General features: G+C 69.3%; 23 protein-coding genes. All 23 read left to right on the top strand.

Annotated elements, in window-relative coordinates:
• Positions 1 to 13: 13 nt before the first annotated feature.
• The 23 genes from lysA to AB0I52_RS00450 all read left to right on the top strand — a co-directional run bounded on the left by lysA (position 14) and on the right by AB0I52_RS00450 (position 24,482).
• Complete coding sequence (gene lysA, locus AB0I52_RS00560; RefSeq protein WP_363067496.1) at positions 14 to 1,405, top strand: diaminopimelate decarboxylase; 1,392 nt, start codon at positions 14 to 16, stop codon at positions 1,403 to 1,405.
• Between the two features lie 125 nt (positions 1,406 to 1,530).
• Complete coding sequence (locus AB0I52_RS00555) at positions 1,531 to 2,886, top strand: homoserine dehydrogenase (protein ID WP_363067494.1); 1,356 nt, start codon at positions 1,531 to 1,533, stop codon at positions 2,884 to 2,886.
• Between the two features lie 6 nt (positions 2,887 to 2,892).
• Complete coding sequence (gene thrC / locus AB0I52_RS00550) at positions 2,893 to 3,963, top strand: threonine synthase (RefSeq protein ID WP_363067492.1); 1,071 nt, start codon at positions 2,893 to 2,895, stop codon at positions 3,961 to 3,963.
• A 387-nt stretch (positions 3,964 to 4,350) separates the two neighbouring features.
• Positions 4,351 to 5,268 (top strand): homoserine kinase, encoded by a 918-nt coding sequence (gene thrB, locus AB0I52_RS00545; RefSeq protein ID WP_363067490.1) that lies wholly within the window; start codon positions 4,351 to 4,353, stop codon positions 5,266 to 5,268.
• Positions 5,269 to 5,658: 390 nt separating this feature from the next.
• Positions 5,659 to 7,743 (top strand): transcription termination factor Rho, encoded by a 2,085-nt coding sequence (gene rho / locus AB0I52_RS00540; protein WP_363067488.1) that lies wholly within the window; start codon positions 5,659 to 5,661, stop codon positions 7,741 to 7,743.
• A gap of 338 nt (positions 7,744 to 8,081) precedes the next feature.
• Entirely contained in the window at positions 8,082 to 9,182 is a 1,101-nt protein-coding gene (locus tag AB0I52_RS00535) for an LCP family protein (protein WP_363067486.1), read from the top strand.
• A gap of 143 nt (positions 9,183 to 9,325) precedes the next feature.
• The gene (gene rpmE / locus AB0I52_RS00530; RefSeq protein ID WP_362963132.1) at positions 9,326 to 9,550 is read left to right on the top strand and encodes a 50S ribosomal protein L31; all 225 of its coding nucleotides are present in this window, start codon (positions 9,326 to 9,328) and stop codon (positions 9,548 to 9,550) included.
• Between the two features lie 156 nt (positions 9,551 to 9,706).
• Positions 9,707 to 10,783: a peptide chain release factor 1 gene (prfA, locus tag AB0I52_RS00525; RefSeq protein WP_363067484.1), complete on the top strand. Its 1,077-nt coding sequence runs from the start codon at positions 9,707 to 9,709 to the stop codon at positions 10,781 to 10,783.
• A 44-nt stretch (positions 10,784 to 10,827) separates the two neighbouring features.
• Positions 10,828 to 11,673, top strand: coding sequence for a peptide chain release factor N(5)-glutamine methyltransferase (prmC, locus tag AB0I52_RS00520; protein ID WP_363067482.1), 846 nt, complete (start codon positions 10,828 to 10,830; stop codon positions 11,671 to 11,673).
• A 64-nt stretch (positions 11,674 to 11,737) separates the two neighbouring features.
• A complete protein-coding gene (locus AB0I52_RS00515; RefSeq protein WP_363067479.1) occupies positions 11,738 to 12,385 on the top strand; it encodes an L-threonylcarbamoyladenylate synthase in 648 nt (215 codons plus the stop codon).
• Entirely contained in the window at positions 12,382 to 13,023 is a 642-nt protein-coding gene (locus tag AB0I52_RS00510; RefSeq protein WP_363067477.1) for a protein-tyrosine-phosphatase, read from the top strand. Before AB0I52_RS00515 ends, AB0I52_RS00510 begins: the two co-directional genes overlap by 4 nt.
• 114 nt (positions 13,024 to 13,137) lie before the next feature.
• Positions 13,138 to 14,391, top strand: coding sequence for a serine hydroxymethyltransferase (gene glyA, locus AB0I52_RS00505; protein WP_363067475.1), 1,254 nt, complete (start codon positions 13,138 to 13,140; stop codon positions 14,389 to 14,391).
• Between the two features lie 115 nt (positions 14,392 to 14,506).
• On the top strand, positions 14,507 to 15,886 hold the full coding sequence (locus tag AB0I52_RS00500) for an MraY family glycosyltransferase (RefSeq protein ID WP_363067473.1): 1,380 nt from the start codon (positions 14,507 to 14,509) through the stop codon (positions 15,884 to 15,886).
• Positions 15,887 to 16,145: 259 nt separating this feature from the next.
• A complete protein-coding gene (locus AB0I52_RS00495; protein WP_363067471.1) occupies positions 16,146 to 16,583 on the top strand; it encodes a hypothetical protein in 438 nt (145 codons plus the stop codon).
• A 210-nt stretch (positions 16,584 to 16,793) separates the two neighbouring features.
• A complete protein-coding gene (gene atpB / locus AB0I52_RS00490; RefSeq protein ID WP_363067811.1) occupies positions 16,794 to 17,630 on the top strand; it encodes a F0F1 ATP synthase subunit A in 837 nt (278 codons plus the stop codon).
• A 74-nt stretch (positions 17,631 to 17,704) separates the two neighbouring features.
• On the top strand, positions 17,705 to 17,938 hold the full coding sequence (gene atpE, locus AB0I52_RS00485; RefSeq protein WP_100568043.1) for an ATP synthase F0 subunit C: 234 nt from the start codon (positions 17,705 to 17,707) through the stop codon (positions 17,936 to 17,938).
• A 43-nt stretch (positions 17,939 to 17,981) separates the two neighbouring features.
• Positions 17,982 to 18,524 (top strand): F0F1 ATP synthase subunit B, encoded by a 543-nt coding sequence (locus AB0I52_RS00480; protein ID WP_362963148.1) that lies wholly within the window; start codon positions 17,982 to 17,984, stop codon positions 18,522 to 18,524.
• Positions 18,521 to 19,336 (top strand): F0F1 ATP synthase subunit delta, encoded by an 816-nt coding sequence (locus tag AB0I52_RS00475; RefSeq protein ID WP_363067469.1) that lies wholly within the window; start codon positions 18,521 to 18,523, stop codon positions 19,334 to 19,336. Before AB0I52_RS00480 ends, AB0I52_RS00475 begins: the two co-directional genes overlap by 4 nt.
• Positions 19,337 to 19,476: 140 nt before the next feature.
• Positions 19,477 to 21,048: a F0F1 ATP synthase subunit alpha gene (gene atpA / locus AB0I52_RS00470; protein WP_363067467.1), complete on the top strand. Its 1,572-nt coding sequence runs from the start codon at positions 19,477 to 19,479 to the stop codon at positions 21,046 to 21,048.
• 3 nt (positions 21,049 to 21,051) lie between these two features.
• On the top strand, positions 21,052 to 21,969 hold the full coding sequence (locus tag AB0I52_RS00465) for a F0F1 ATP synthase subunit gamma (protein ID WP_363067465.1): 918 nt from the start codon (positions 21,052 to 21,054) through the stop codon (positions 21,967 to 21,969).
• Positions 21,969 to 23,411: a F0F1 ATP synthase subunit beta gene (gene atpD / locus AB0I52_RS00460; RefSeq protein ID WP_363067463.1), complete on the top strand. Its 1,443-nt coding sequence runs from the start codon at positions 21,969 to 21,971 to the stop codon at positions 23,409 to 23,411. The genes AB0I52_RS00465 and atpD overlap by 1 nt, the downstream gene beginning before the upstream one ends.
• Before the next feature lie 109 nt (positions 23,412 to 23,520).
• On the top strand, positions 23,521 to 23,895 hold the full coding sequence (locus tag AB0I52_RS00455; protein WP_123461680.1) for a F0F1 ATP synthase subunit epsilon: 375 nt from the start codon (positions 23,521 to 23,523) through the stop codon (positions 23,893 to 23,895).
• A 140-nt stretch (positions 23,896 to 24,035) separates the two neighbouring features.
• A complete protein-coding gene (locus tag AB0I52_RS00450) occupies positions 24,036 to 24,482 on the top strand; it encodes a DUF2550 domain-containing protein (RefSeq protein WP_363067809.1) in 447 nt (148 codons plus the stop codon).
• Positions 24,483 to 24,531: the final 49 nt, after the last annotated feature.

Below are 24,531 nucleotides of genomic sequence, written 5' to 3'. Positions count from 1 at the left end.
GCAGAGCAACACGATGAGCCGATCCGCACACCCCGCCGGCCCCCGTCACGCCGACGTCATGACCGAGGGCCACTACACCGCCCCGGCCGAGGACCTCAACGTCCTCGACGAGAAGGTCTGGTCCCGCACCGTCACCCGGGACGAACACGGCGCACTGACCGTGGGCGGGATCGAAGTCGCCCGGCTGGCCGAGGAATTCGGCACCCCGGCCTACTTCCTCGACGAAGCCGACTTCCGGGCCCGCTGCCGCGCCTGGTCCGACGCCTTCGGCCCCGGCGCCGACGTCTTCTACGCCGGCAAGGCCTTCCTCTCCCGCGCGGTCGTGCGCTGGCTCCAGGAGGAGGGGCTCAACCTCGACGTCTGCTCCGGCGGCGAGCTGACCACCGCACTGGACGCCGGGATGCCCGCCGAGCGCATCGCCTTCCACGGCAACAACAAGACGGTCGACGAAATCGAGCGGGCCGTCACGGCGGGCGTCGGGCGGATCGTGCTCGACTCCTTCCAGGAGATCGCCCGGGTCGCGCACATCGCGCAGCGGCTCGGCCGGCGCCAGCCCGTGCAGATCCGGGTGACCGTGGGCGTCGAGGCACACACCCACGAGTTCATCGCCACCGCGCACGAGGACCAGAAGTTCGGCATCGCACTGGCCGGCGGACAGGCCGCGGAGGCCGTCCGGCGGGCGCTGACCCTCGACGGCCTCGAACTGATCGGCATCCACTCGCACATCGGCTCGCAGATCTTCGACATGGCCGGCTTCGAGGTCTCCGCCCGGCGCGTGGTGCAGCTCCTGGCCGAGGTGCGCGACGAGCACGGCGTCGAACTGCCCGAGATCGACCTCGGCGGCGGCCTCGGCATCGCGTACACCCCTGAGGACGACCCGCGCGAACCGTACGAGATCGCCAAGGCGCTCGGCGACATCGTGACCCGTGAGTGCGAGTCCGCCGGGCTCGCCACCCCGCGCATCTCCGTGGAGCCGGGCCGCGCCATCGTCGGACCGACCGCCTTCACCCTGTACGAGGTCGGCACGATCAAGCCCCTGGAGGGGCTGCGCACCTACGTCAGCGTCGACGGCGGCATGTCGGACAACATCCGCACCGCGCTGTACGACGCCGAGTACAGCGTCGCGCTCGTCTCGCGTTCCTCCGACGCCGAGCCGATGCTCGTCCGGGTCGTCGGAAAGCACTGCGAGAGCGGCGACATCGTGGTCAAGGACGCCTTCCTGCCCTCCGACCTGGCCCCCGGCGACCTGATCGCGGTCCCCGCCACCGGCGCGTACTGCCGTTCCATGGCGAGCAACTACAACCACGCCCTGCGCCCGCCCGTCGTCGCCGTGCGCGACGGGCGGGCGCGGGTCATCGTCCGGCGCGAGACGGAGGAGGATCTCCTGCGTCTCGATGTCGGCTGATGCCGTATTTCCCGGGGTACACCCCCGGTCCCCCGTAAACATCTCAGGATCCGGACGGGTGGCAGGAACGCCCGTCCGGTGAGTGAGACTGGTCCATACATCAGATGTAAAGGAAACGAGGTCGGATGATGCGTACGCGTCCGCTGAAGGTGGCGCTGCTGGGCTGTGGAGTGGTCGGCTCAGAGGTGGCCCGCATCATGACGACGCACGCCGACGACCTCGCCGCGCGCATCGGCGCGCCGGTGGAGCTCGCCGGTGTCGCCGTGCGCCGGCCCTCGAAGGTGCGTGAGGGCATCGACCCCGCACTGATCACCACCGACGCGACCGCCCTGGTCAAACGGGGTGACATCGACGTCGTCATCGAGGTCATCGGTGGCATCGAGCCCGCCCGCACGCTCATCACCACCGCCTTCGAGCACGGCGCGAGCGTCGTCTCCGCCAACAAGGCGCTGCTCGCCGAGGACGGCGCCGCCCTGCACGCCGCCGCCGAGCAGCACGGCCGGGACCTCTACTACGAGGCCGCCGTGGCCGGCGCCATCCCGCTCGTCCGCCCGCTGCGCGAGTCCCTCGCCGGCGACAAGGTCAACCGGGTCCTTGGCATCGTCAACGGCACCACGAACTTCATCCTCGACAAGATGGACACGAGCGGCGCCGGGTACTCCGAGGCACTCGACGAGGCCACCGCCCTCGGATACGCCGAGGCCGACCCGACCGCCGACGTCGAGGGATTCGACGCCGCCGCCAAGGCCGCGATCCTCGCCGGAATCGCCTTCCACACCCGGGTGCGGATCGGTGACGTGCACCGCGAGGGCATCACCGAGGTCACCGCCGCCGACATCGCCTCCGCCCGCCGCATGGGCTGCACCGTCAAGCTCCTCGCCATCTGCGAGCGCGCCGCCGACGGGCAGTCCGTCACGGCCCGCGTGCATCCCGCGATGATCCCGCTCAGCCACCCGCTGGCCTCGGTCCGCGAGGCGTACAACGCGGTGTTCGTCGAGGCCGAGGCGGCCGGGCAGCTGATGTTCTACGGCCCCGGCGCCGGTGGCGCGCCGACCGCGTCCGCGGTCCTCGGCGACCTCGTCGCGGTCTGCCGCAACAAGCTCAACGAGGCCCCCGGCCCCGGCGAGTCCGCGTACACGCGCCTGCCGGTCAGTCCCATGGGCGACGTCGTCACGCGCTACCACATCAGTCTCGACGTGGCCGACAAGCCTGGCGTACTCGCCCAGGTCGCGACGGTCTTCGCCGAACAGGGCGTATCCATCGATACGGTCCGCCAGAAAGGCCGAAATTCAGGCAGCGGCGACGAAGTCGGTATCGAGCAGGGTGGCGGCGGGCGACGGGTGGGCAAGAGCGGCGAGGCTTCGCTCGTCGTCGTCACCCACCGCGCGCCCGACGCCGCCCTCTCCGGGACCGTCGAGGCGCTGCGCAAGCTCGACACCGTACGCGGTGTCGCCGGCATCATGCGTGTTGAAGGGGAGTAAGGACCCATGACCACCAAGGGCACCCACCAGTGGCGCGGCATCATCGAGGAGTACCGGGACCGTCTCCCGGTCACGAGCACGACGCAGGTCGTCACGCTCCGTGAGGGCGGCACGCCGCTCGTCCCCGCTCAGGTCCTCTCCGAGCGCACGGGCTGCGAGGTGCACCTCAAGGTCGAGGGCGCCAACCCCACCGGGTCCTTCAAGGACCGCGGCATGACCATGGCGATCACCCGGGCCAAGGAGGAGGGTGCGCAGGCCGTCATCTGCGCGTCCACCGGCAACACCTCCGCCTCCGCCGCCGCCTACGCGGTCCGCGCCGGGATGGTCTGCGCCGTCCTGGTGCCGCAGGGCAAGATCGCGCTCGGCAAGATGGGGCAGGCGCTCGTGCACGGCGCCAAGATCCTCCAGGTCGACGGCAACTTCGACGACTGCCTGACGCTGGCCCGCTCGCTCTCGGACAACTACCCGGTGGCGCTGGTCAATTCGGTCAACCCGGTCCGTATCGAGGGCCAGAAGACCGCGGCCTTCGAGATCGTCGACGCGCTCGGCGACGCCCCGGACATCCACGTCCTCCCGGTCGGCAACGCGGGCAACATCACCGCGTACTGGAAGGGCTACACGGAGTACGCCCGGGACGGCCTGTCCACGCACAAGCCGCGGATGTGGGGCTTCCAGGCCTCCGGCTCCGCGCCCATCGTGCGCGGCGAGGTCGTCAAGGACCCGTCCACCATCGCCACCGCCATCCGGATCGGCAACCCGGCCTCCTGGCAGTTCGCGCTCAACGCGCGGGACGAGTCGGGCGGCTTCATCGACGAGGTGACGGACCGACAGATCCTTTCCGCCTACCGGCTGTTGGCCTCCCAGGAGGGCGTCTTCGTGGAGCCCGCCTCGGCCGCGTCGGTCGCCGGCCTGCTCAAGGCCGCCGAAGAGGGCAAGGTCGACCGGGGTCAGCGCATCGTCTGCACGGTCACCGGCAACGGCCTGAAGGACCCGGACTGGGCCGTCGCCGGCGCCCCCCAGCCGGTCACGGTGCCGGTCGACGCGGTCGCCGCCGCCGAGAAGCTGGGCCTCGCGTAGTACCCGCCGCCGCGCCGCACGGCGGCGCGGCGGCGGATTCGTCGGGAAGGCGGCGCAACGGCCGTTTCCGGGGCGGAGAGCGCACCGGCAGCTTGCGACACGCATCGTGCGCCTCCTGTGCGCCCTATGTCGCCACAGAACCTTCCTTCGATAAGCTGTACCCAACCCACCCCGCCGCATATGCCCGGGGTGCGCAGGTCGTTGCGGCCGTCGGTCCCATCCCGGACTTACGCAATACCCGCCGCCGCAATCGCCCTGACGAATCCCCGAAAACCCCGAAGAAGTCCGCAAGAAGCCCAGAAGAACCCGAAGAGCCGCAGAGAGACCCCAAATATCTCGCGGCACTCCGAAATTCCCCGCCGCCTCACAAGGAGAGTCGTCAGAGCGATGGCCGGTCCCGCCTTCCGAGCCGCCGCCGTACGGGTGCGCGTCCCCGCAACCAGCGCCAACCTCGGTCCGGGCTTCGACGCCCTCGGCCTGTCGCTGGGGCTGTACGACGACGTCGTCGTCCGCGTCGCCGACGCCGGACTGCACATCGACATCGCCGGTGAGGGCGCGGACACGCTGCCCCGCGACGAGGACCACCTGCTCGTACGGTCCCTGCGCACCGCCTTCGACCTGCTCGGCGGACAGCCCCGCGGCCTGGAGATCGTCTGCGCCAACCGCATCCCGCACGGACGCGGCCTCGGCTCGTCCTCCGCCGCCATCTGCGCCGGAATCGTCGCCGCCCGTGCCGTGACGACCGGCGGTGACGCCCGGCTCGACGACGCGGCCCTGCTGGAGCTCGCCACCGAGATCGAGGGTCACCCGGACAACGTCGCGGCCTGTCTCCTCGGCGGGTTCACGCTCGCCTGGATGGACGGCGGATCGGCCCGCGCCATCAGGATGGACCCCGCGGATTCCATCGTTCCGGTGGTTTTCGTCCCCGGCAACCCGGTGCTCACCGAGACCGCCCGCGGACTGCTGCCGCGTTCGGTCCCGCATGTCGACGCCGCCTTCAACGCGGGCCGTGCCGCCCTCCTCGTCGAGGCCCTGACCAGGCGCCCCGAGCTGCTGCTCACCGCCACCGAGGACCGGCTGCACCAGGAATACCGCTCCCCGGCGATGCCGCAGAGCGTGGAACTCGTGAACCGACTGCGCGCGGACGGCGTCCCCGCGGTCATCTCCGGTGCCGGGCCGACCGTGCTGGCACTGGCCGAGGACGGTGCGGCCGACAAGGTCGCACGGCTGGCGGGCGAGGGTTGGGCGGCCAACCGGCTGACTCTCGACGTCCAGGGTGCGAGTGTGCTGCCGCTCGCCCCGTAGCCGAGAAGTGATTGCCGGTGCGTGAGAGGGGGAATGTTGTTGGAGCCGGTAGTGTTAACCTCAAGTCTGCAATCGACGTCTATGAGGCGCGTTGCTTCGTGTCCCTTTCCGGGACCACCATTTCTTCCGGGAGCCTCCCCAACTGCCTGAGCAGCCTGCCTGAGCAGTTTCGAGCACGCTCCGGAACCGGCACGACACCCTCTCGCTCGTCCAGGAGTGGGCCGAGCAGGGGGATGCTCGCGCCGAGCCCATGCACACGTTCATCTCTCCGCCGTACCTACCCGGCGGACCACCGCCCCGGCACGGTCCGCACAACCAAAGACCGCAGTCGGACAGCACAACCGGTCGCCGAGCCAGAAGGCCGACGTCCGCTCCAGGGAAGGACCCTTCGTGAGCGACACCACCGATCTGATGGGCGTGACTGCCGACAAGAACGTCGACAGCGCCGCGCCCGCCGAAGGTGCTGCCACTGGCACCACCGCACGGCGCCGCCGCTCCGGCACCGGCCTTGACGGCATGGTCCTGGCCGAGCTGCAGCAGGTCGCGTCCGGCCTCGGCATCAAGGGCACTGCGCGGATGCGCAAGAGCCAGCTGATCGAGGTCATCAAGGAGGCCCAGGCCGGCGGCTCCTCCGCGCCCAAGGCCAAGGCCGCCGCCGCGGCCCCCGCCGAAGAGGCCGAGACCAAGCCGAAGCGCCGGGCCACCTCCAAGGCGCGCACCGGCGCCGGGGACGAGACCCCGGCCGCCGCTCCCGCCGACAAGGCCGCGGACCAGCAGCAGATCGACATCCCCGGCCAGCCGGCCAGCGACGAGCAGCCCGCGGGCGAACGCCGCCGGCGCCGCGCGACCGCTCAGGCGGGCAGCCCGGAGACCAAGACGGAGACGAAGACGGAGACCAAGGCGCAGGCCAAGGACCGTACGCAGGACGAGCCGAAGCGCGAGACGCCCGCCGAGGACCGCTCCGAGCCCAAGGCCGAGGCCGCCGCGGACAACGCCGAGGGCCGCCGGGGCGACCGCCAGGACCGTGGCCAGCGCGGCGAGCGTGGTGACCGCGGCGACCGCGGTGACCGTCGTGAGCGCCAGCGCGACCGCCGCGGCAAGGGCGGCGACGAGCAGGGCGGTGGCCAGGGCGGCCAGCGTCAGCAGCGCCAGGGCCAGGGCCAGGGGCAGAACCAGAGCCAGAGCCAGAGCCAGGGTCAGCAGGGTGGCGGCGGACCGCAGGACGACTTCGACGACGAGGGCGGCCGTCGCGGCCGTCGTGGCCGTTACCGCGACCGCCGTGGCCGCCGTGGCCGCGACGACTTCGCGAGTGACGCACCGCCGGTCACCGACGACGACGTCCTGATCCCCGTCGCGGGCATCCTGGACATCCTCGACAACTACGCGTTCATCCGGACCTCCGGCTACCTGCCGGGCCCGAACGACGTGTACGTATCGCTCGCCCAGGTCCGCAAGAACGGCCTGCGCAAGGGTGACCACGTCACCGGTGCGGTGCGCCAGCCCAAGGACGGCGAGCGCCGCGAGAAGTTCAACGCGCTGGTCCGCCTCGACACGGTCAACGGCATGGCGCCCGAAACCGGCCGCGGCCGCCCGGAGTTCCAGAAGCTGACGCCGCTGTACCCGCAGGACCGGCTCCGTCTGGAGACCGACTCCAACATCCTGACGACGCGCATCGTCGACCTGGTCGCCCCCATCGGCAAGGGCCAGCGAGGCCTGATCGTGGCCCCGCCGAAGACCGGTAAGACCATGATCCTCCAGGCGATCGCCAACGCGATCACGGTCAACAGCCCCGAGTGCCACCTGATGGTCGTCCTGGTCGACGAGCGTCCGGAAGAGGTCACCGACATGCAGCGGTCGGTGAAGGGCGAGGTCATCTCCTCGACCTTCGACCGTCCCGCCGAGGACCACACCACCGTCGCCGAGCTGGCCATCGAGCGCGCCAAGCGTCTCGTCGAGCTGGGTCACGACGTGGTCGTCCTGCTGGACTCGATCACCCGCCTGGGCCGCGCGTACAACCTCGCGGCCCCCGCCTCCGGCCGCATCCTGTCCGGTGGTGTCGACTCGACCGCGCTGTACCCGCCGAAGCGCTTCTTCGGTGCCGCGCGGAACATCGAGGACGGCGGTTCGCTGACCATCCTGGCCACCGCGCTGGTCGAGACCGGCTCGCGCATGGACGAGGTGATCTTCGAGGAGTTCAAGGGCACCGGCAACATGGAGCTCAAGCTCGACCGCAAGCTCTCCGACAAGCGCATCTTCCCGGCGGTGGACGTCGACGCGTCCAGCACCCGTAAGGAAGAAATCCTGCTCGGCAGTGACGAGTTGGCGATTGTCTGGAAGCTGCGCCGGGTGCTCCACGCGCTGGACCAGCAGCAGGCGATCGAGCTCCTCCTGGACCGGATGAAGAAGACCCAGTCCAACGCGGAGTTCCTGCTCCAGATCCAGAAGACGACGCCGGCCCCGGGCAACAACGACTAGTCGTACCCGCTCGGCAGCCGTACCCAGGGCCGCCCCCGCCACTTCGGTGCCGGGGGCGGCCCTGCGTCGTTGCCGATCCGAGACCTTCGCCACACGGCCACCGGGCGTCGCCCCCGCCCCGCATTGCCTGTATCGGGCAAGAAACCGCAGGTGAGCGCCGGAACACCGGTTGTTCCCGCACTCCGCGAGGCCGCTCTGCGCTTACCCGGAGGCCACGGCGCCCTGTGCAACCCTTCTTGTCGCCGTGGCGTCGTACCCAAAGAGCGACAAAGCGGCGCACGGACACCCGCACACCGAGCAGGGGGTAGCCGGGCGCAGCCGAGGGAACGAGGAGACGGATGACCGGACAGAGCGGGAGCGACAGCCGAATACGGGCCACCGGCAAACGCCGGAGGAAGCCGTCCCGCCGCCGCAGGGCGACCGTCATAGCCGCATGGAGTCTGGCCGGCCTCGTCCTCGTGGGCGGGGGAGGGCTCGGTTACGCCTACTTCCAGCTCGACGGCAATCTCAAGGCCGTCGACATCAACAACGCCCTCGGCAAGAACCGCCCCCAGAACGTCGACAACGGCTCCGAGGACATCCTCGTCCTGGGCTCCGACTCCCGCTCCGGTGCGAACCAGCAGTACGGCGTCGACGAGGGCGGCGCCCGTTCGGACACCGCGATGGTCGTCCACGTCAACAAGGGCCACAAGACGGCGAGCGTCGTCTCCATCCCCCGCGACACCCTCGTGACCCGGCCCGAGTGCAAGAGCGACGAGAGCGGCGCCGACGTCCCGGGCCAACAGCGCGCGATGTTCAACACCGCGTACGAGGTCGGCGGACCGGCCTGCGCGGTCAAGACCGTCGAGTCGATGTCCGGGATCCGGATGGACCACTACCTCGAAGTCGACTTCACCGGCTTCAAGAAGCTGATCGACAAGCTCGGCGGGGTCAAGATCACCACCAAGCAGGCGATCAACGACTCCAAGAGCCATCTGAACCTGGAGCCGGGCACCCACACCCTGGACGGTGAGCAGTCGCTCGGCCTGGTCCGCACCCGCAAGAGCGTCGGCGACGGCAGCGACCTCGGCCGCATCCAGCTCCAGCAGGCCTTCATCAAGGCGCTGATGGTGCAGGCGAAGAGCGTAGGCGTCCTCGACGGAACCAAGCTGTACGGCCTCGCGGACACGGCGACCAAGGCCATCACGACCGACTCCGACCTGGGCTCGGTCAAGCAGCTCGCGGGCTTCGCCAACGGACTCAAGGGGCTCGGCGCCGACGACGTCCACATGGTGACCCTGCCGGTCGAGTACGACCCGGCCGACCCGAACCGCGTCATACCGCAGGAGAAGGCCGGACAGCAGGTCTGGACGGCGCTCCGGCACGACGCGCCGATCCCCGCCTCGGCCACCGAGAAGTCGGCGGGCGACAAGGGTGACGCGGGCGGCATCGTTCAGTGACCGGGAGTGCCCGGGAATAGTTCCGGGCAGACCCCGGTTTTGGGAGATACGGCCGGTCCTGGCAGACTGGTACGTCGGCCCCGGTTCACGGACACGCAATCAGCGTGTACGACCCGGCGCCCTCCCGAAACTAGGAGTCACCCTTGAAGCGCGAGATTCACCCCGAGTACGTCGAGACCCAGGTCAGCTGCACCTGTGGCGCGTCGTTCACCACCCGGTCCACCCTGGACAGCGGCGCCATCCGTGCGGACGTCTGCTCCGAGTGCCACCCGTTCTACACGGGCAAGCAGAAGATCCTCGACACCGGTGGCCGTGTGGCCCGCTTCGAGGCCCGCTTCGGCAAGGCCGCCGGCTCCGCCAGCAAGTAGCGAGCCAACTGCGCCGGTTCTCGGCGCCCTCTTCCCGGGGGCGTCGAGACCGGCGTTTTTTCCGGCCGGGACACGGCATCCCCGCATCCCGCCCGGCAGGCATCCCGCCGGCCGGCAGTACGCAGTACGTCGAGCGAAGAAACCAGGAGCCCGAAGATGTTCGAGGCGGTCGAGGACCTGATCGGCGAACAGTCCGATCTTGAGAAGAAGCTCGCGGACCCGTCGGTCCACGCCGACCAGGCCAACGCGCGCAAGCTCAACAAGCGCTACGCCGAGCTGACCCCGATCGTCGCCACGTACCGCTCCTGGAAGCAGACCGGCGACGACATCGAGACGGCCCGCGAGTTCGCCGCCGCCGACCCGGACTTCGCCGCCGAGGTCAAGGACCTGGAGAAGGAGCGCGAGGAGCTCACCGAGAAGCTCCGCCTCCTGCTCGTACCCCGTGACCCCAGTGACGACAAGGACGTGCTCCTGGAGATCAAGGCGGGCGCGGGCGGCGACGAGTCCGCCCTGTTCGCCGGGGACCTGCTGCGCATGTACCTGCGCTACGCCGAGCGGGTCGGCTGGAAGACCGAGATCATCGACTCCACCGAGTCCGAGCTCGGCGGCTACAAGGACGTCCAGGTCGCCGTGAAGACCAAGGGCGGCAACGGGGCCACCGAACCCGGCCAGGGCGTCTGGGCCCGGATGAAGTACGAGGGCGGCGTGCACCGTGTGCAGCGGGTGCCCTCCACCGAGTCCCAGGGCCGCATCCACACCTCCGCCGCCGGTGTGCTGGTCACGCCCGAGGCGGAGGAGGTCGAAGTCGAGATCCACGCCAACGACCTGCGGGTCGACGTCTACCGCTCGTCAGGACCCGGCGGCCAGTCCGTCAACACCACGGACTCCGCCGTCCGCATCACGCACCTGCCCACCGGCGTCGTGGCCTCCTGCCAGAACGAGAAGAGCCAGCTCCAGAACAAGGAGCAGGCCATGCGCATCCTGCGCTCCAGGCTCCTCGCCGCCGCCCAGGAGGCCGCCGAGCAGGAAGCCTCGGACGTACGGCGCAGCCAGGTGCGCACGGTCGACCGTTCCGAGAAGATCCGTACCTACAACTTCCCGGAAAACCGCATCTCGGACCACCGCGTCGGCTTCAAGGCGTACAACTTGGACCAGGTGCTCGACGGCGATCTGGGCGCCGTGATCCAGGCGTGTGTCGACGCCGACTCCGCCGCCAAGCTCGCCGCCGCGTAAGCTCCACCACCCGCACCGCTCGTGAACCTGTACGGAGAACCGCGATGAACCTGCTGCTCGCCGAGGTGGCCCAGGCCACCCAGCGGCTGGCCGACGCCGGTGTGCCTTCGCCGAGATTCGACGCGGAGGAACTCGCCGCGTTCGTGCACGGCGTCAAGCGGGGCGAGCTGCACAATGTGCCGGACGCCGACTTCGACGCCCGTTACTGGGAGACCATCGCCCGGCGCGAGGCCCGCGAACCGCTCCAGCACATCACCGGACGCGCCTTCTTCCGCTATCTGGAGCTCCAGGTGGGACCCGGTGTCTTCGTGCCCCGCCCGGAGACCGAATCGGTGGTCGGCTGGGCGATAGACGCCGTCCGCGCGATGGACGTGGTCGAGCCGCTGATCGTCGACCTGTGCACGGGATCGGGTGCCATCGCCCTCGCCATGGCCCAGGAGGTGCCGCGCTCGCGCGTGCACGGCGTGGAGCTGTCCGAGGACGCCCTCAAATGGACCAGGAAGAACGCCGAGGACTCCAGGGTCACCGTGCACCGCGGAGACGCTCTGACGGCCCTTCCCGAGCTCGACGGACAGGTCGACCTGGTCATCTCCAACCCGCCGTACATCCCGCTCACCGAATGGGAGTACGTGGCCCCGGAGGCCCGCGACCACGACCCCCAGATGGCCCTCTTCTCCGGTGAGGACGGCCTCGACACCATCCGCGGCATCGAGCGCACCGCGCACCGCCTGCTGCGCCCCGGCGGACTCGTCGTCATCGAGCACGCCGACACCCAGGGCGGCCAGGTGCCGTGGATCTTCACCGAGGAGCGGGGCTGGGCCGACGCGGCCGACCACCCCGACCTGAACAACCGCCCCCGGTTCGCCACGGCCCGCAAGGCGATGCCGTGACCGGCGGCCACCACCGGCCCGACCCGTACCAGCCCTACCCGAACATGCTTGAGGAGGCCGGCTGATGGCACGGCGATACGACTGCAACGACGCGACGGACCGTACGACGGGTCTGCGCGAGGCCGCGTCCGCCGTCCGCCGCGGCGAACTGGTCGTGCTGCCCACCGACACGGTGTACGGGATCGGTGCGGACGCCTTCAGTTCCGAGGGCGTCGCCGACCTGCTGGACGCCAAGGGCCGCGGCCGCAACATGCCGACGCCCGTCCTGATCGGTTCCCCGAACACCCTGCACGGCCTGGTGACCGATTTCTCCGAGCAGGCGTGGGAGCTCGTGGACGCCTTCTGGCCCGGCGCCCTCACGCTCGTCGCCAAGCACCAGCCGTCCCTCCAGTGGAACCTCGGCGACACCCGCGGCACCGTCGCCATCCGGATGCCGCTGCACCCGGTCGCCATCGAGCTGCTCACGGAGGTCGGCCCGATGGCCGTCTCCAGCGCCAACCTCACCGGACACCCCTCGCCCGAGGACTGCGACGCCGCCCAGGAGATGCTCGGTGACTCCGTCTCCGTCTACCTCGACGGCGGTCCGACGCCGGGCATCGTCCCGTCCTCGATCATCGACGTCACCGGCAAGGTGCCGGTCCTGCTGCGCGCCGGCGCGCTCTCCGCGGAGGAGCTGCGCAAGGTGGTACCCGACCTCGAGGTGGCCAATTGACCGCCCCTGAGGGGCGTGGCATAGCGGGGCAGAGCGACACTTTCCGCATCCTCCACGTCAGCACCGGCAATGTCTGCCGCTCACCGATCACCGAGCGGCTGACCCGCCATGCCCTCGTGGACCGACTCGGTGACCCGCTCCAGGGCGGCCTGATCGTGGAGAGTGCCGGCACCTGGGGGCACGAGGGCGCCCCGATGGAGGCCAACGCCGAGGTGGTCCTCGCCGACTTCGGCGCCGACGCCACCGGGTTCGTCGGCCGTGAGCTGCTGGACGAGCACGTGATCCGCGCCGACCTGGTGCTCACCGCCACCCGCGACCACCGGGCCCAGGTGATCTCGATGGGTCACTCGGCCGGTCTGCGGACCTTCACGCTCAAGGAGTTCACCCGGCTGGTCCGGGCGATAGACCACGCGACGCTGCCCGACGCGAAGGACGAGGGCGTCGTCGAGCGCGCCCGCGCGCTGGTGCGCGCCGCCGCCGCGCTGCGCGGCTGGCTGCTGGCCCCGACCGCCGAGGCCGACGAGGTGTACGACCCGTACGGTGCCCCGATCACGTTCTTCCGGTCCATCGGCGACGAGATCAACCAGGCCCTGGAGCCGGTCGTCACCGCGCTGACCGGCGTATCGACTCCGCGCTGACCGGCGCGGGGTCCGGACGGGTGCACCGCGGGCCGTGACAGCGGGCAGCGGGCCCGCCGCGGGCCTACATTGGAGCTGACGTCAGCGCACTTCTCCCAGGCCCGGAGCCCCCCGATGCCGGTCACCGCTTCCGCCGCACCCCCGGCCACCCTGCCGCAGGACTTCGGCGCCCTGCTCCGGGAGGACCCGGAGATCGCCGATGTGCTGCTGGCGGAGCTGCGCCGGCAGTCGGGCACACTTCAGCTGACCGCCGCCGAGAACTTCACCTCGCCCGCGGTCCTGGCGGCCCTCGGTTCGCCGCTCGCCAACAAGTACGCCGAGGGCTACCCCGGCAAGCGGCACCACGGCGGCTGCGAACAGGCGGACGCCGCCGAACGCATCGCCGTCCGCCGGGCCACCGCGCTCTTCGGCGCCGAGCACGCCAACGTCCAGCCGCACTCCGGCTCCTCGGCCGTCCTCGCGGCGTACGCGGCCCTCCTGAAGCCCGGTGACACGGTCCTCGCGATGGGCCTCCCGTACGGCGGACACCTCACCCACGGCTCACCCGCCAACTTCTCCGGCCGCTGGTTCGACTTCGTCGGCTACGGGGTGGACTCCGAGAGCGGACTGATCGACTACCACCAGGTCCGCGCACTGGCCCGCACCCACCGCCCCAAGGCGATCGTCAGCGGTTCCATCTCCTATCCGCGCCACCCGGACCACGAGCGGTTCCGGGAGATCGCCGACGAGGTGGGCGCCTACCTCATCGCCGACGCCGCGCACCCGATGGGACTGATCGCCGGGGGAGCGGCGCCGAACCCCGTTCCGTACGCGGACGTCGTCTGCGCCACCACGCACAAGGTGCTGCGCGGGCCGCGCGGCGGAATGATCCTGTGCGGCGCGGAGCTGGCGGAGCGGATCGACCGGGCGGTCTTCCCCTTCACCCAGGGCGGCGCCCAGCTGCACACGGTGGCCGCGAAGGCCGTCGCGTTCCACGAGGCGGCGACCCCGGCCTTCGCCGCGTACGCCCACCGTGTGGTGTCCCACGCCCGGGTGCTGGCCGCCGGCCTGGAGGCCGAGGGCTTCGACGTCACCACCGGCGGCACGGACACCCACCTGATCGTCGCGGACCCGGCCCCGCTCGGTGCGGACGGTCACACCGCCCGCGCCCGGCTGGCGGCGGCCGGCCTGGTGCTGGACACCTGCGCGCTTCCGTACGGGGACGCCCGCGGCATCAGGCTGGGCACCGCGGCCGTCACCACCCAGGGCATGGGGGACGCCGCCATGGCACGGCTCGCGGCGCTGTTCGGCGCGGCGGTGCGCGAGGAGGGCGACGTCCTGGCGGAGGTACGGGAACTGGCGGCGAAATTCCCGCCGTACCCGGGGTGACATGGGCCCTATGCCCTGAATGAGGGTGGCCCGTGCAACCATCGCGGGTACCTCTGTGTCCTCAACCATGAGGCCGACGTAGTTAAGGTGTGGGCTGAGATGGCCGGCGACATTTGTGGGGCAGCCCGTGCGTGATTACTTGCTGACGCTCTGTGTCACGGCGGCGGTGACGTATCTGCTCACCGGCCCGGTGCGGAAATTCGCCATCGCGGTCGGGGCGATGCCCGCGATCCGTGCGCGTGACGTCCACCGGGAACCGACCCCGAGGCTCGGCGGCATCGCCATGTTCGGCGGGCTGTGCGCCGGTCTGATCGTCGCCGATCACCTGGCCAACCTCGACGGCGTCTTCGACCTCTCCAGCGAACCGCGAGCACTGCTCTCCGGGGCCGCGCTGATCTGGCTGATCGGCGTCCTGGACGACAAGTTCGAGATCGACGCCCTGATCAAGCTGGGCGGACAGATGATCGCCGCGGCGGTCATGGTCCTCCAGGGCCTGACGATCCTGTGGCTGCCGATCCCGGGCGTCGGCACCGTCGCGCTCACCCAGTGGCAGGGCACGCTGCTCACGGTCGCCCTGGTCGTCATCACGATCAACGCGGTGAACTTCGTCGACGGCCTGGACGGCCTGGCGGCCGGCATGGTCCTCATCGCGTCCGCCGCGTTCTTCCTGTACACCTACCGGCTCTGGTACGGACACACGATCGAGGCGGCCGCCCCCGCGACGCTCTTCACGGTGATCCTGATGGGCATGTGCCTCGGCTTCCTGCCGCACAACATGCACCCGGCGCGGATCTTCATGGGCGACTCCGGCTCGATGCTGATCGGCCTCGTCCTGGCCGCCGGCGCGATCTCGGTGACCGGTCAGGTCGACCCGGACACCATGAAGATCTTCGAGGGCAGTGAGCGCCAGGCGACCCACGCGATGCTGCCGGTCTTCATCCCGCTGCTGCTGCCGCTCACCATCATCGCGATCCCGGCGGCGGACCTGGTGCTGGCGATCGTGCGCCGCACGTGGAACGGCCAGTCGCCGTTCGCCGCCGACCGTGGCCACCTGCACCACCGGCTGCTGGAGATCGGCCACTCGCACAGCCGGTCGGTGCTGATCATGTACTTCTGGTCGGCCCTGATCGCCTTCGGCGCGGTCGGCTACTCCGTGCACTCGGCGTCGATGTGGATCGTCCTGGTGATCGTGGGCCTGAGCGCGCTCGGCCTGATCCTGCTGCTGATGCCCCGCTTCACCCCGCGCGCCCCGCTGTGGGCGCAGCGCATCGTGCCGCCCCGCTACCGCCGGCGGCGCCGTCAGGACGCGGAGCACGGCGCAGGGGCGACGGACGGCCAACAGGCGCCCCCGGATGCCCAGATGGGACAGGACGGACCCGAGCCCGCCCCACGGGCCCCGGTCGCCGCAGGAGTCTCCGGCGTCAACGGGGCGACCGCCGTCGGCCCCCGTTCGCGTTTCACGGACCGACGCAAGGCCGGCTCGACGCGTCGATGATTCGGTCAGCAAGGGGCATTACCAGACAGCTGGTTGAGTTGCCCCGCTCACACGCGACGAGTAACTCTCACGTGTGACAGCGACCACACATTGTAGGTAAAGACCTCATCAAATAGTTTGTGATACCGTTCACGAAGCCCGGTGACGGAGTCGAAGGACCTGAGTAGCACGGTCCCTTGGCCCGAGGCATCGACTCGGACCGGGCCTACGCTCGTCCATGACGACACACTGCCAACCCCCAGCAAGCGGAGCTGCCGCCATGCCGTCCAACGACGTCCGGACTCTCCTCCAGACCGCCGTCCCCACCGTTGCCGCCGGCGCTGTCGCCGCCGCGGTCAGCGCTGGCGTCGCCGGTGGAAAGGGAGCCCTGGGCGCGATCGTTGCGACGATCGTGGTCATCCTCTTCATGGGTATCGGACTGGTGGTCCTGCAACGGACCGCCAGGTCCCTGCCCCACCTGTTCCAGGCGATGGGGCTGATGCTGTACACGGCTCAGCTGCTCCTGCTGGTCATCTTCGTAGCCGTATTCAAGAACACCACGATGTTCAACCCGAAGGCCTTCGCGATCACACTGGTCGCGGGGACTCTCGTGTGGATCGGCGCACAGGCGCGTGCACACATGAAGGCCAAGATCCTTTACGTCGAACCCGAGTCCGGCAAGGGCGAGAAGCCCCAGAACACGGGGTCCCGGTCGTGAAGGGTAGGGGCGGGATAAGTGCGAGTTCAGGACCCTGCTATCGTCCGGTTCCAACTGCGGCACTGCGGGCGCGGGCATGTGAGCTGACGCCTGCTCGATCGCGAGGCTCATTGCCTGACTGCCGCTCACACATCCGTAACACCAGTCCAGTGCCGAACCGCGGCTGCGCGCCGCGCCGACACATCGAGGTTGCCGTACCTATGCGCCACGCTGAAGGAGCCCGCGGTGAGTGCTGACCCAACACAGGTGCTCGCCTTCGAGACCGATTGCCACATCTTCTCCGGTTGTGGTTTCCCGGCACCCGGCCTGCACTCGTTCCTGTTCGAACCCCTCTGGGGCGACGCGGACAGCAACCTGTACTTCAACAAGCCGATGCTGCTGGCCCTGCTCGGCTCGATCGTCATCGTCGGCTTCTTCTGGGCCGCCTTCCGCAAGCCGAAGGTCGTCCCGGGCAAGCTGCAGATGGTTGCCGAGACCGGATACGACTTCATCCGCCGGGGGATCGTCTACGAGACGCTCGGCAAGCGCGAGGGCGAAAAGTACGTCCCGCTCGTCGTCTCGCTGTTCTTCTTCGTCTGGATGATGAACCTCTGGTCGATCATCCCGGTCGCCCAGTTCCCGGTGACGGCGATCATCGCCTACCCCGCCGTGCTGGCAATCATCGTCTATGTCCTGTGGGTCAGCCTGACCTTCAAGCGGCACGGCTTTGTCGGCGCCTTCAAGAACTTCACCGGGTACGACAAGTCGCTCGGCCCGGTGTTGCCTCTGGCCATGTTGATCGAGTTCTTCTCGAACCTGCTCATCCGGCCTTTCACCCACGCGGTGCGACTCTTCGCGAACATGTTTGCAGGCCACACGCTGCTGCTGCTGTTCACGATCGCCAGCTGGTACCTGCTCAACGGCATCGGCTTCGCCTACGCGGGCGTCTCCTTCGTGATGACCATCGTGATGACCGCCTTCGAGCTCTTCATCCAGGCGCTGCAGGCATACGTCTTCGTACTCCTGACCTGCACCTACATCCAGGGCGCGCTCGCCAAGCACCACTGAGCACCTCGCGCGCCGACCGTTATTCGTCCGGTGGCCAACCCCCACCGGTCCGTGAAAGAGAAGGAAGAACTGGCATGTCCCAGACCCTTGCCGCCGTCACCGGCTCCATCGGCTCCATCGGTTACGGCCTCGCCGCCATCGGTCCCGGCGTCGGCGTCGGCATCATCTTCGGTAACGGCACCCAGGCACTGGCCCGTCAGCCCGAGGCTGCCGGTCTCATTCGCGCCAACCAGATCCTCGGCTTCGCCTTCTGTGAGGCGCTCGCCCTCATCGGTCTGGTCATGCCGTTCGTCTACGGCATCAAGTAGATCTTCGGATCCACGACCAGCCACCTAGACGAAAGGCACTGACGTGAGCCAGTTGCTTACGATCGCGGCTGAGACGGAAAACCCTCTCATCCCGCCGATCCCTGAGCTCGTCATCGGCCTCATCGCCTTCCTGATCGTCTTCGGCTTCCTCGCCAAGAAGCTCCTCCCGAACATCAACAAGGTTCTGGACGAGCGTCGCGAGGCCATCGAAGGCGGCATCGAAAAGGCCGATGCGGCTCAGACCGAGGCCCAGAGTGTTCTTGAGCAGTACAAGGCTCAGCTCGCCGAGGCCCGCCACGAAGCCGCTCGTATGCGCCAGGAGGCGCAGGAGCAGGGCGCCGTGATCCTGCAGGAAATGCGGGCGGAAGGCCAGCGGCAGCGCGAGGAGATCGTCGCTGCGGGCCACGCCCAGATCGAGGCCGACCGCAAGGCCGCGGCGTCCGCGCTGCGCCAGGACGTGGGCAAGCTCGCCACCGACCTGGCCGGCAAGCTCGTCGGCGAGTCCCTTGAGGACCACGCCCGGCAGAGCGGCACCGTCGACCGCTTCCTCGACGAGCTCGAGGCGAAGGCCGAGGCCGTCCGATGAACGGCGCGAGCCGCGAGGCACTGGCTGCCGCACGCGAGCGTCTCGACGCACTGGCCGACAGCACGTCGGTCGATGTGGCGAAGCTCGCCGAGGACCTGGCCGGAGTCACGGCGCTGCTGCACCGCGAGGTGTCGCTGCGCCGGGTCCTGACCGACCCGGCCCAGGCCGGCGAGGCCAGGGCCGAGCTGGCCGGACGTCTGCTGCGCGGCCAGGTGGGCGGCGAAGCCGTCGATCTGGTCTCCGGCATGGTCCGCTCGCGCTGGTCGCAGTCGCGTGACCTGGTCGACTCGGTCGAGGAACTGGCGAACACCGCGGACCTCACCGCCGCCCAGCGCAACGGAGACCTCGACGACGTCGAGGACGAGATGTTCCGGTTCGGCCGGATCGTCGCCTCCGACCCGGAGCTGCGCGCCGCGCTCACCAGCCGGACCGCGACCTCCGCCGCCAAGGGCGAGCTGCTGCGCAGCCTGCTCGGCGGAAAGGCGCGGCCCGTCACCGAGCGCCTCATCGTGCGGCTTGTCACCCAGCCCCGGGGACGTAGCCTGGAGGAGGGACTCGACTCCCTCTCCAAGCTCGCCGCGGAGCGCCGTGACCGCATGGTCGCGATCGTCACCTCGGCAGTGCCGCTGAGCGATCGGCAGAAGCAGCGCCTCGGCGCCGTTCTGGCGAAGATCTACGGCCGCCAGATGCACCTGAATCTCGACGTGGACCCCGAGGTCCTCGGCGGAGTCACGGTGCGGGTCGGTGACGAGGTCGTCAACGGCACCATCGCGGAGCGCCTCGACGAGGCGACCCGGCGGATGGCCGGCTGACCCTGCCCGGCGCAGTAACAGAGACAGAGCAAGACCAGCGGCCCGGTTGGGCCGTGCAGAAATTGCAGAAGATTCCTGGGGGTCGGCCCCCAGACCCCCTTAAGAAACTTCGGGCCCAACAAGGAGAGCAGGGAACCCAGATGGCGGAGCTCACGATCCGGCCGGAGGAGATCCGGGATGCGCTGGAGAACTTTGTCCAGTCGTACAAGCCGGACGCGGCCTCGCGCGAGGAGGTCGGTACGGTCAGCGTTGCCGGCGACGGCATCGCGAAGGTGGAGGGCCTGCCCTCCGCCATGGCGAACGAGCTGCTGAAGTTCGAGGACGGCACCCTCGGTCTCGCCCTCAACCTCGAGGAGCGCGAGATCGGTGCGATCGTCCTCGGCGAGTTCAGCGGAATCGAGGAGGGCCAGCCGGTGCAGCGCACCGGTGAGGTGCTCTCCGTCGGCGTCGGCGAGGGCTACCTCGGCCGCGTCGTCGACCCGCTCGGCACCCCGATCGACGGTCTCGGCGAGATCGCGACCGATGGCCGGCGCGCCCTCGAGCTGCAGGCCCCTGGCGTCATGGTCCGTAAGTCGGTGCACGAGCCGATGCAGACCGGCTACAAGGCCGTCGACGCCATGGTGCCGATCGGCCGCGGCCAGCGTCAGCTGATCATCGGTGACCGTCAGACGGGTAAGACCGCGCTGGCTGTCGACACGATCATCAACCAGCGTGACAACTGGCGCTCGGGCGACGTGAACAAGCAGGTGCGCTGCATCTACGTCGCCATCGGTCAGAAGGGCTCCACCATCGCCTCCGTGCGCGGTGCCCTCGAAGAGGCCGGCGCGCTTGAGTACACGACCATCGTCGCCGCCCCGGCGTCCGACCCGGCCGGCTTCAAGTACCTGGCGCCGTACACCGGTTCGGCCATCGGCCAGCACTGGATGTACCAGGGCAAGCACGTCCTGATCATCTTCGACGACCTTTCGAAGCAGGCCGACGCGTACCGCGCCGTGTCGCTTCTGCTGCGCCGTCCGCCGGGCCGTGAGGCCTACCCGGGCGACGTCTTCTACCTCCACTCGCGTCTGCTGGAGCGCTGCGCCAAGCTCTCCGACGAGATGGGTGCCGGTTCGATGACGGGCCTCCCGATCGTCGAGACCAAGGCGAACGACGTGTCGGCGTTCATCCCGACCAACGTCATCTCCATCACCGACGGCCAGTGCTTCCTGGAGTCCGACCTGTTCAACGCCGGCCAGCGTCCGGCCCTGAACGTCGGTATCTCGGTCTCGCGAGTCGGTGGCTCCGCCCAGCACAAGGCCATGCGTCAGGTCTCCGGCCGACTCCGCGTGGACCTCGCCCAGTACCGCGAGCTGGAGGCGTTCGCCGCCTTCGGTTCCGACCTGGACGCGGCCTCGAAGGCCTCGCTGGAGCGCGGTAAGCGCATGGTCGAGCTGCTGAAGCAGCCGCAGTACGCCCCGTTCCCGGTCGAGGAGCAGGTCGTCTCGGTCTGGGCCGGCACCACGGGCAGGATGGACGACGTCCCGGTCGAGGACATCCGCCGCTTCGAGAGCGAGCTGCTGGAGTACCTGCGCCGTGAGCGCAAGGACCTCCTGACCAGCATCGCCGAGGGCGCCAAGATGTCCGACGACACGCTGCAGTCGGTTGCCGACGCGATCGCCGCCTTCAAGCAGCAGTTCGAGACCTCGGACGGCAAGCTTCTGGGCGAGGGCTGATCGATGGGCGCTCAGCTTCGCGTTTACAAGCGCCGCATCCAAGCCGTCACCGCGACCAAGAAGATCACCAAGGCGATGGAGATGATCGCCGCCTCGCGCATCGTCAAGGCGCAGCGCAAGGTGTCGGCGTCGATGCCGTACGCGGCCGAGCTCACCCGTGCGGTGACCGCGGTCGCGACCGGCTCCACCACCAATCACCCGCTCACCACCGAGGCCGAGGCCCCGGCCCGCGCCGCGGTTCTGCTCATCACGAGCGACCGCGGTCTGGCCGGCGGCTACTCCGCCAACGCCCTCAAGGCGGCGGAGCGGCTCCGGGAGCGGCTCGCGGCGGAGGGCAAGGAGGTCGACGCGTACATCGTCGGCCGTAAGGGTGTCGCTTACTACGGCTTCCGCGAGCGCAAGGTCGCGGAGTCCTGGACGGGCTTCACCGACAGCCCGGAGTACTCGGATGCCAAGAGGGTCGCCGCGCCGCTGATCGAGGCCATTCAGAAGGACACGGCCGAGGGCGGCGTCGACGAGCTGCACATCGTCTTCACCGAGTTCGTGTCGATGATGACGCAGAACGCGGTCGACGACCGCATGCTGCCGCTCTCGCTCGACAAGGCCGCACAGGAGAGCACGGCGAAGGGCGAGATCCTTCCGCTGTTCGACTTCGAGCCGTCGGCGGAGGACGTCCTCGACGCCCTCCTGCCGCGCTACGTCGAGAGTCGTATCTACAACGCACTGCTGCAGGCAGCCGCTTCCGAGCACGCTGCCCGCCGCCGCGCGATGAAGTCGGCGACCGACAACGCCGGGGATCTCATCAAGAGCCTCTCCCGGCTTGCCAACGCGGCCCGCCAGGCCGAAATCACCCAGGAAATCAGCGAGATCGTCGGCGGTGCAGGTGCTCTGTCCGACGCGTCCGCGGGGAGTGACAAGTAATGACGACGACAGTTGAGACGGCCGCTGCCACGGGCCGCGTCGCCCGGGTCATCGGCCCGGTCGTCGACGTGGAGTTCCCCGTCGACGCCATGCCGGAGATCTACAACGCCCTGCACGTAGAGGTGGCGGACCCGGCCGAGGACGGTGCCCGCAAGACACTGACCCTCGAAGTCGCCCAGCACCTGGGTGACGGCGTGGTCCGTGCGATCTCGATGCAGCCCACCGACGGTCTGGTCCGCCAGGCCCAGGTGACCAACACCGGCGCCGGCATCCTGGTGCCGGTCGGCGACATCACCAAGGGCAAGGTGTTCAACACCCTTGGTCAGATCCTGAACGACCCGGACGCCGAGGCTCAGATCACCGAGCGCTGGCCGATCCACCGCAAGGCCCCGGCCTTCGACCAGCTCGAGTCCAAGACCGAGATGTTCGAGACCGGCCTGAAGGTCGTCGACCTGCTGACCCCGTACGTCAAGGGCGGCAAGATCGGTCTGTTCGGTGGTGCGGGCGTCGGCAAGACGGTCCTCATCCAGGAAATGATCATGCGTGTGGCGAAGCTGCACGACGGTGTGTCGGTGTTCGCCGGTGTCGGCGAGCGCACCCGTGAGGGCAACGACCTCATCGACGAGATGACCGAGTCGGGCGTCCTGGAGAAGACCGCGCTGGTCTTCGGCCAGATGGACGAGCCGCCGGGCACCCGTCTGCGGGTCGCACTGTCCGCCCTGACCATGGCGGAGTACTTCCGCGATGTGCAGAAGCAGGACGTGCTGCTCTTCATCGACAACATCTTCCGCTTCACGCAGGCCGGCTCCGAGGTCTCCACGCTGCTCGGCCGTATGCCGTCCGCGGTGGGTTACCAGCCGACGCTGGCCGACGAGATGGGTGTGCTCCAGGAGCGCATCACCTCGACGCGTGGTCACTCGATCACCTCGATGCAGGCGATCTACGTCCCCGCGGACGACCTGACCGACCCGGCCCCGGCCACCACGTTCGCCCACCTCGACGCGACGACGGTTCTTTCCCGTCCGATCTCCGAGAAGGGCATCTACCCGGCCGTGGACCCGCTGGACTCCACGTCCCGCATCCTGGACCCGCGCTACATCGCGCAGGACCACTACGACACGGCCAGCCGTGTCAAGGGGATCCTGCAGAAGTACAAGGACCTCCAGGACATCATCGCGATCCTCGGTATCGACGAGCTGGGCGAGGAGGACAAGCTCGTTGTCCACCGTGCCCGTCGCGTCGAGCGCTTCCTGTCGCAGAACACCCACGCCGCCAAGCAGTTCACCGGCCTGGACGGTTCCGACGTGCCGCTCGACGAGTCGATCGCCGCGTTCAACTCGATCTGCGACGGTGAGTACGACCACTTCCCCGAGCAGGCGTTCTTCATGTGCGGTGGCATCGAGGACCTCAAGGCCAACGCCAAGGAGCTCGGCGTCTCCTGAGCCTCCGGCTCACCGAGGGGGGCGGGTGCGTCCCGTCCCCCTCACCACGCCCCGTAGAATTGACCCAACACCCGGCATGACCGCCGGGTGGTGACCCGAGGAGCCACCCTTGGCTGCTGAGCTGCACGTCGAGCTGGTCGCGGCGGACCGTAGTGTCTGGTCCGGCGAGGCCACCCTGGTCGTCGCGCGCACCACGTCCGGCGACATCGGCGTCATGCCCGGTCACCAGCCGCTTCTGGGTGTGCTGGAATCGGGCCCGGTGACGATCCGTACGAGCGATGGCTCCACTGTCATCGCCGCTGTGCACGGCGGTTTCATCTCGTTCGCCGACGACAAGCTGTCGCTGCTGGCGGAGATCGCCGAGCTGGCGGACGAGATCGATGTCCAGCGCGCTGAGCGTGCGCTGGAGCGTGCGAAGTCGGACACGGACGGCGCCGCCGAGCGTCGCGCCGATGTGCGACTGCGTGCGGTGGCGGTGCACTAGCCACCCCGCGAAACGTCTTTACCCTCAGCCGCGGCCCGAGCTGGAGACCTCTCCAGACCGTGTCGCGGCTGAGGCGATGCAGGTGCAGGTGAAGTTCGGGCGGTATCCGTTTACTCGATGACGCGAGGAGGTCGGTGGAGATGTTCCTCGCGCTGTGGGTGGGCGGGCTGGTCGTCGCACTGGTCCTGGTTGGTCTCTTCGTCTTCGGTCTGCGCCGGCGGCTGATTCAGCGCTCCGGCGGGACCTTCGACTGCAGCCTGCGCTGGAATGTGCCGGTGGAGCCCGATCTCTCGGGCAAGGGCTGGGTGTACGGGGTCGCCCGTTACCACGGGGACAAGGTCGACTGGTTCCGGGTCTTCAGCTACTCCCCGCGCCCGCGCCGGGTGCTGGAGCGGTCCTCGATCGAGGTGGTCGCCCGTCGGCTGCCCGAGGGCGAGGAGGAGCTCGCACTGCTCTCCGACGCCGTCGTGCTCGGCTGTCTCCACCGGGAGACCCGCCTGGAGCTGGCGATGAGCGAGGACGCCCTGACCGGGTTCCTCGCCTGGCTGGAGGCGGCACCGCCCGGCCAGAGGGTCAACGTGGCCTGAGGCCTCGCACCACACATACGGAAAACCGGGGAGACAGGGGGCGGACCTG

This window comes from Streptomyces sp. NPDC050423, from assembly GCF_040655445.1.
Lineage (GTDB): Bacteria > Actinomycetota > Actinomycetes > Streptomycetales > Streptomycetaceae > Streptomyces.
This window is presented reverse-complemented; position numbering and strand designations above follow the sequence as displayed.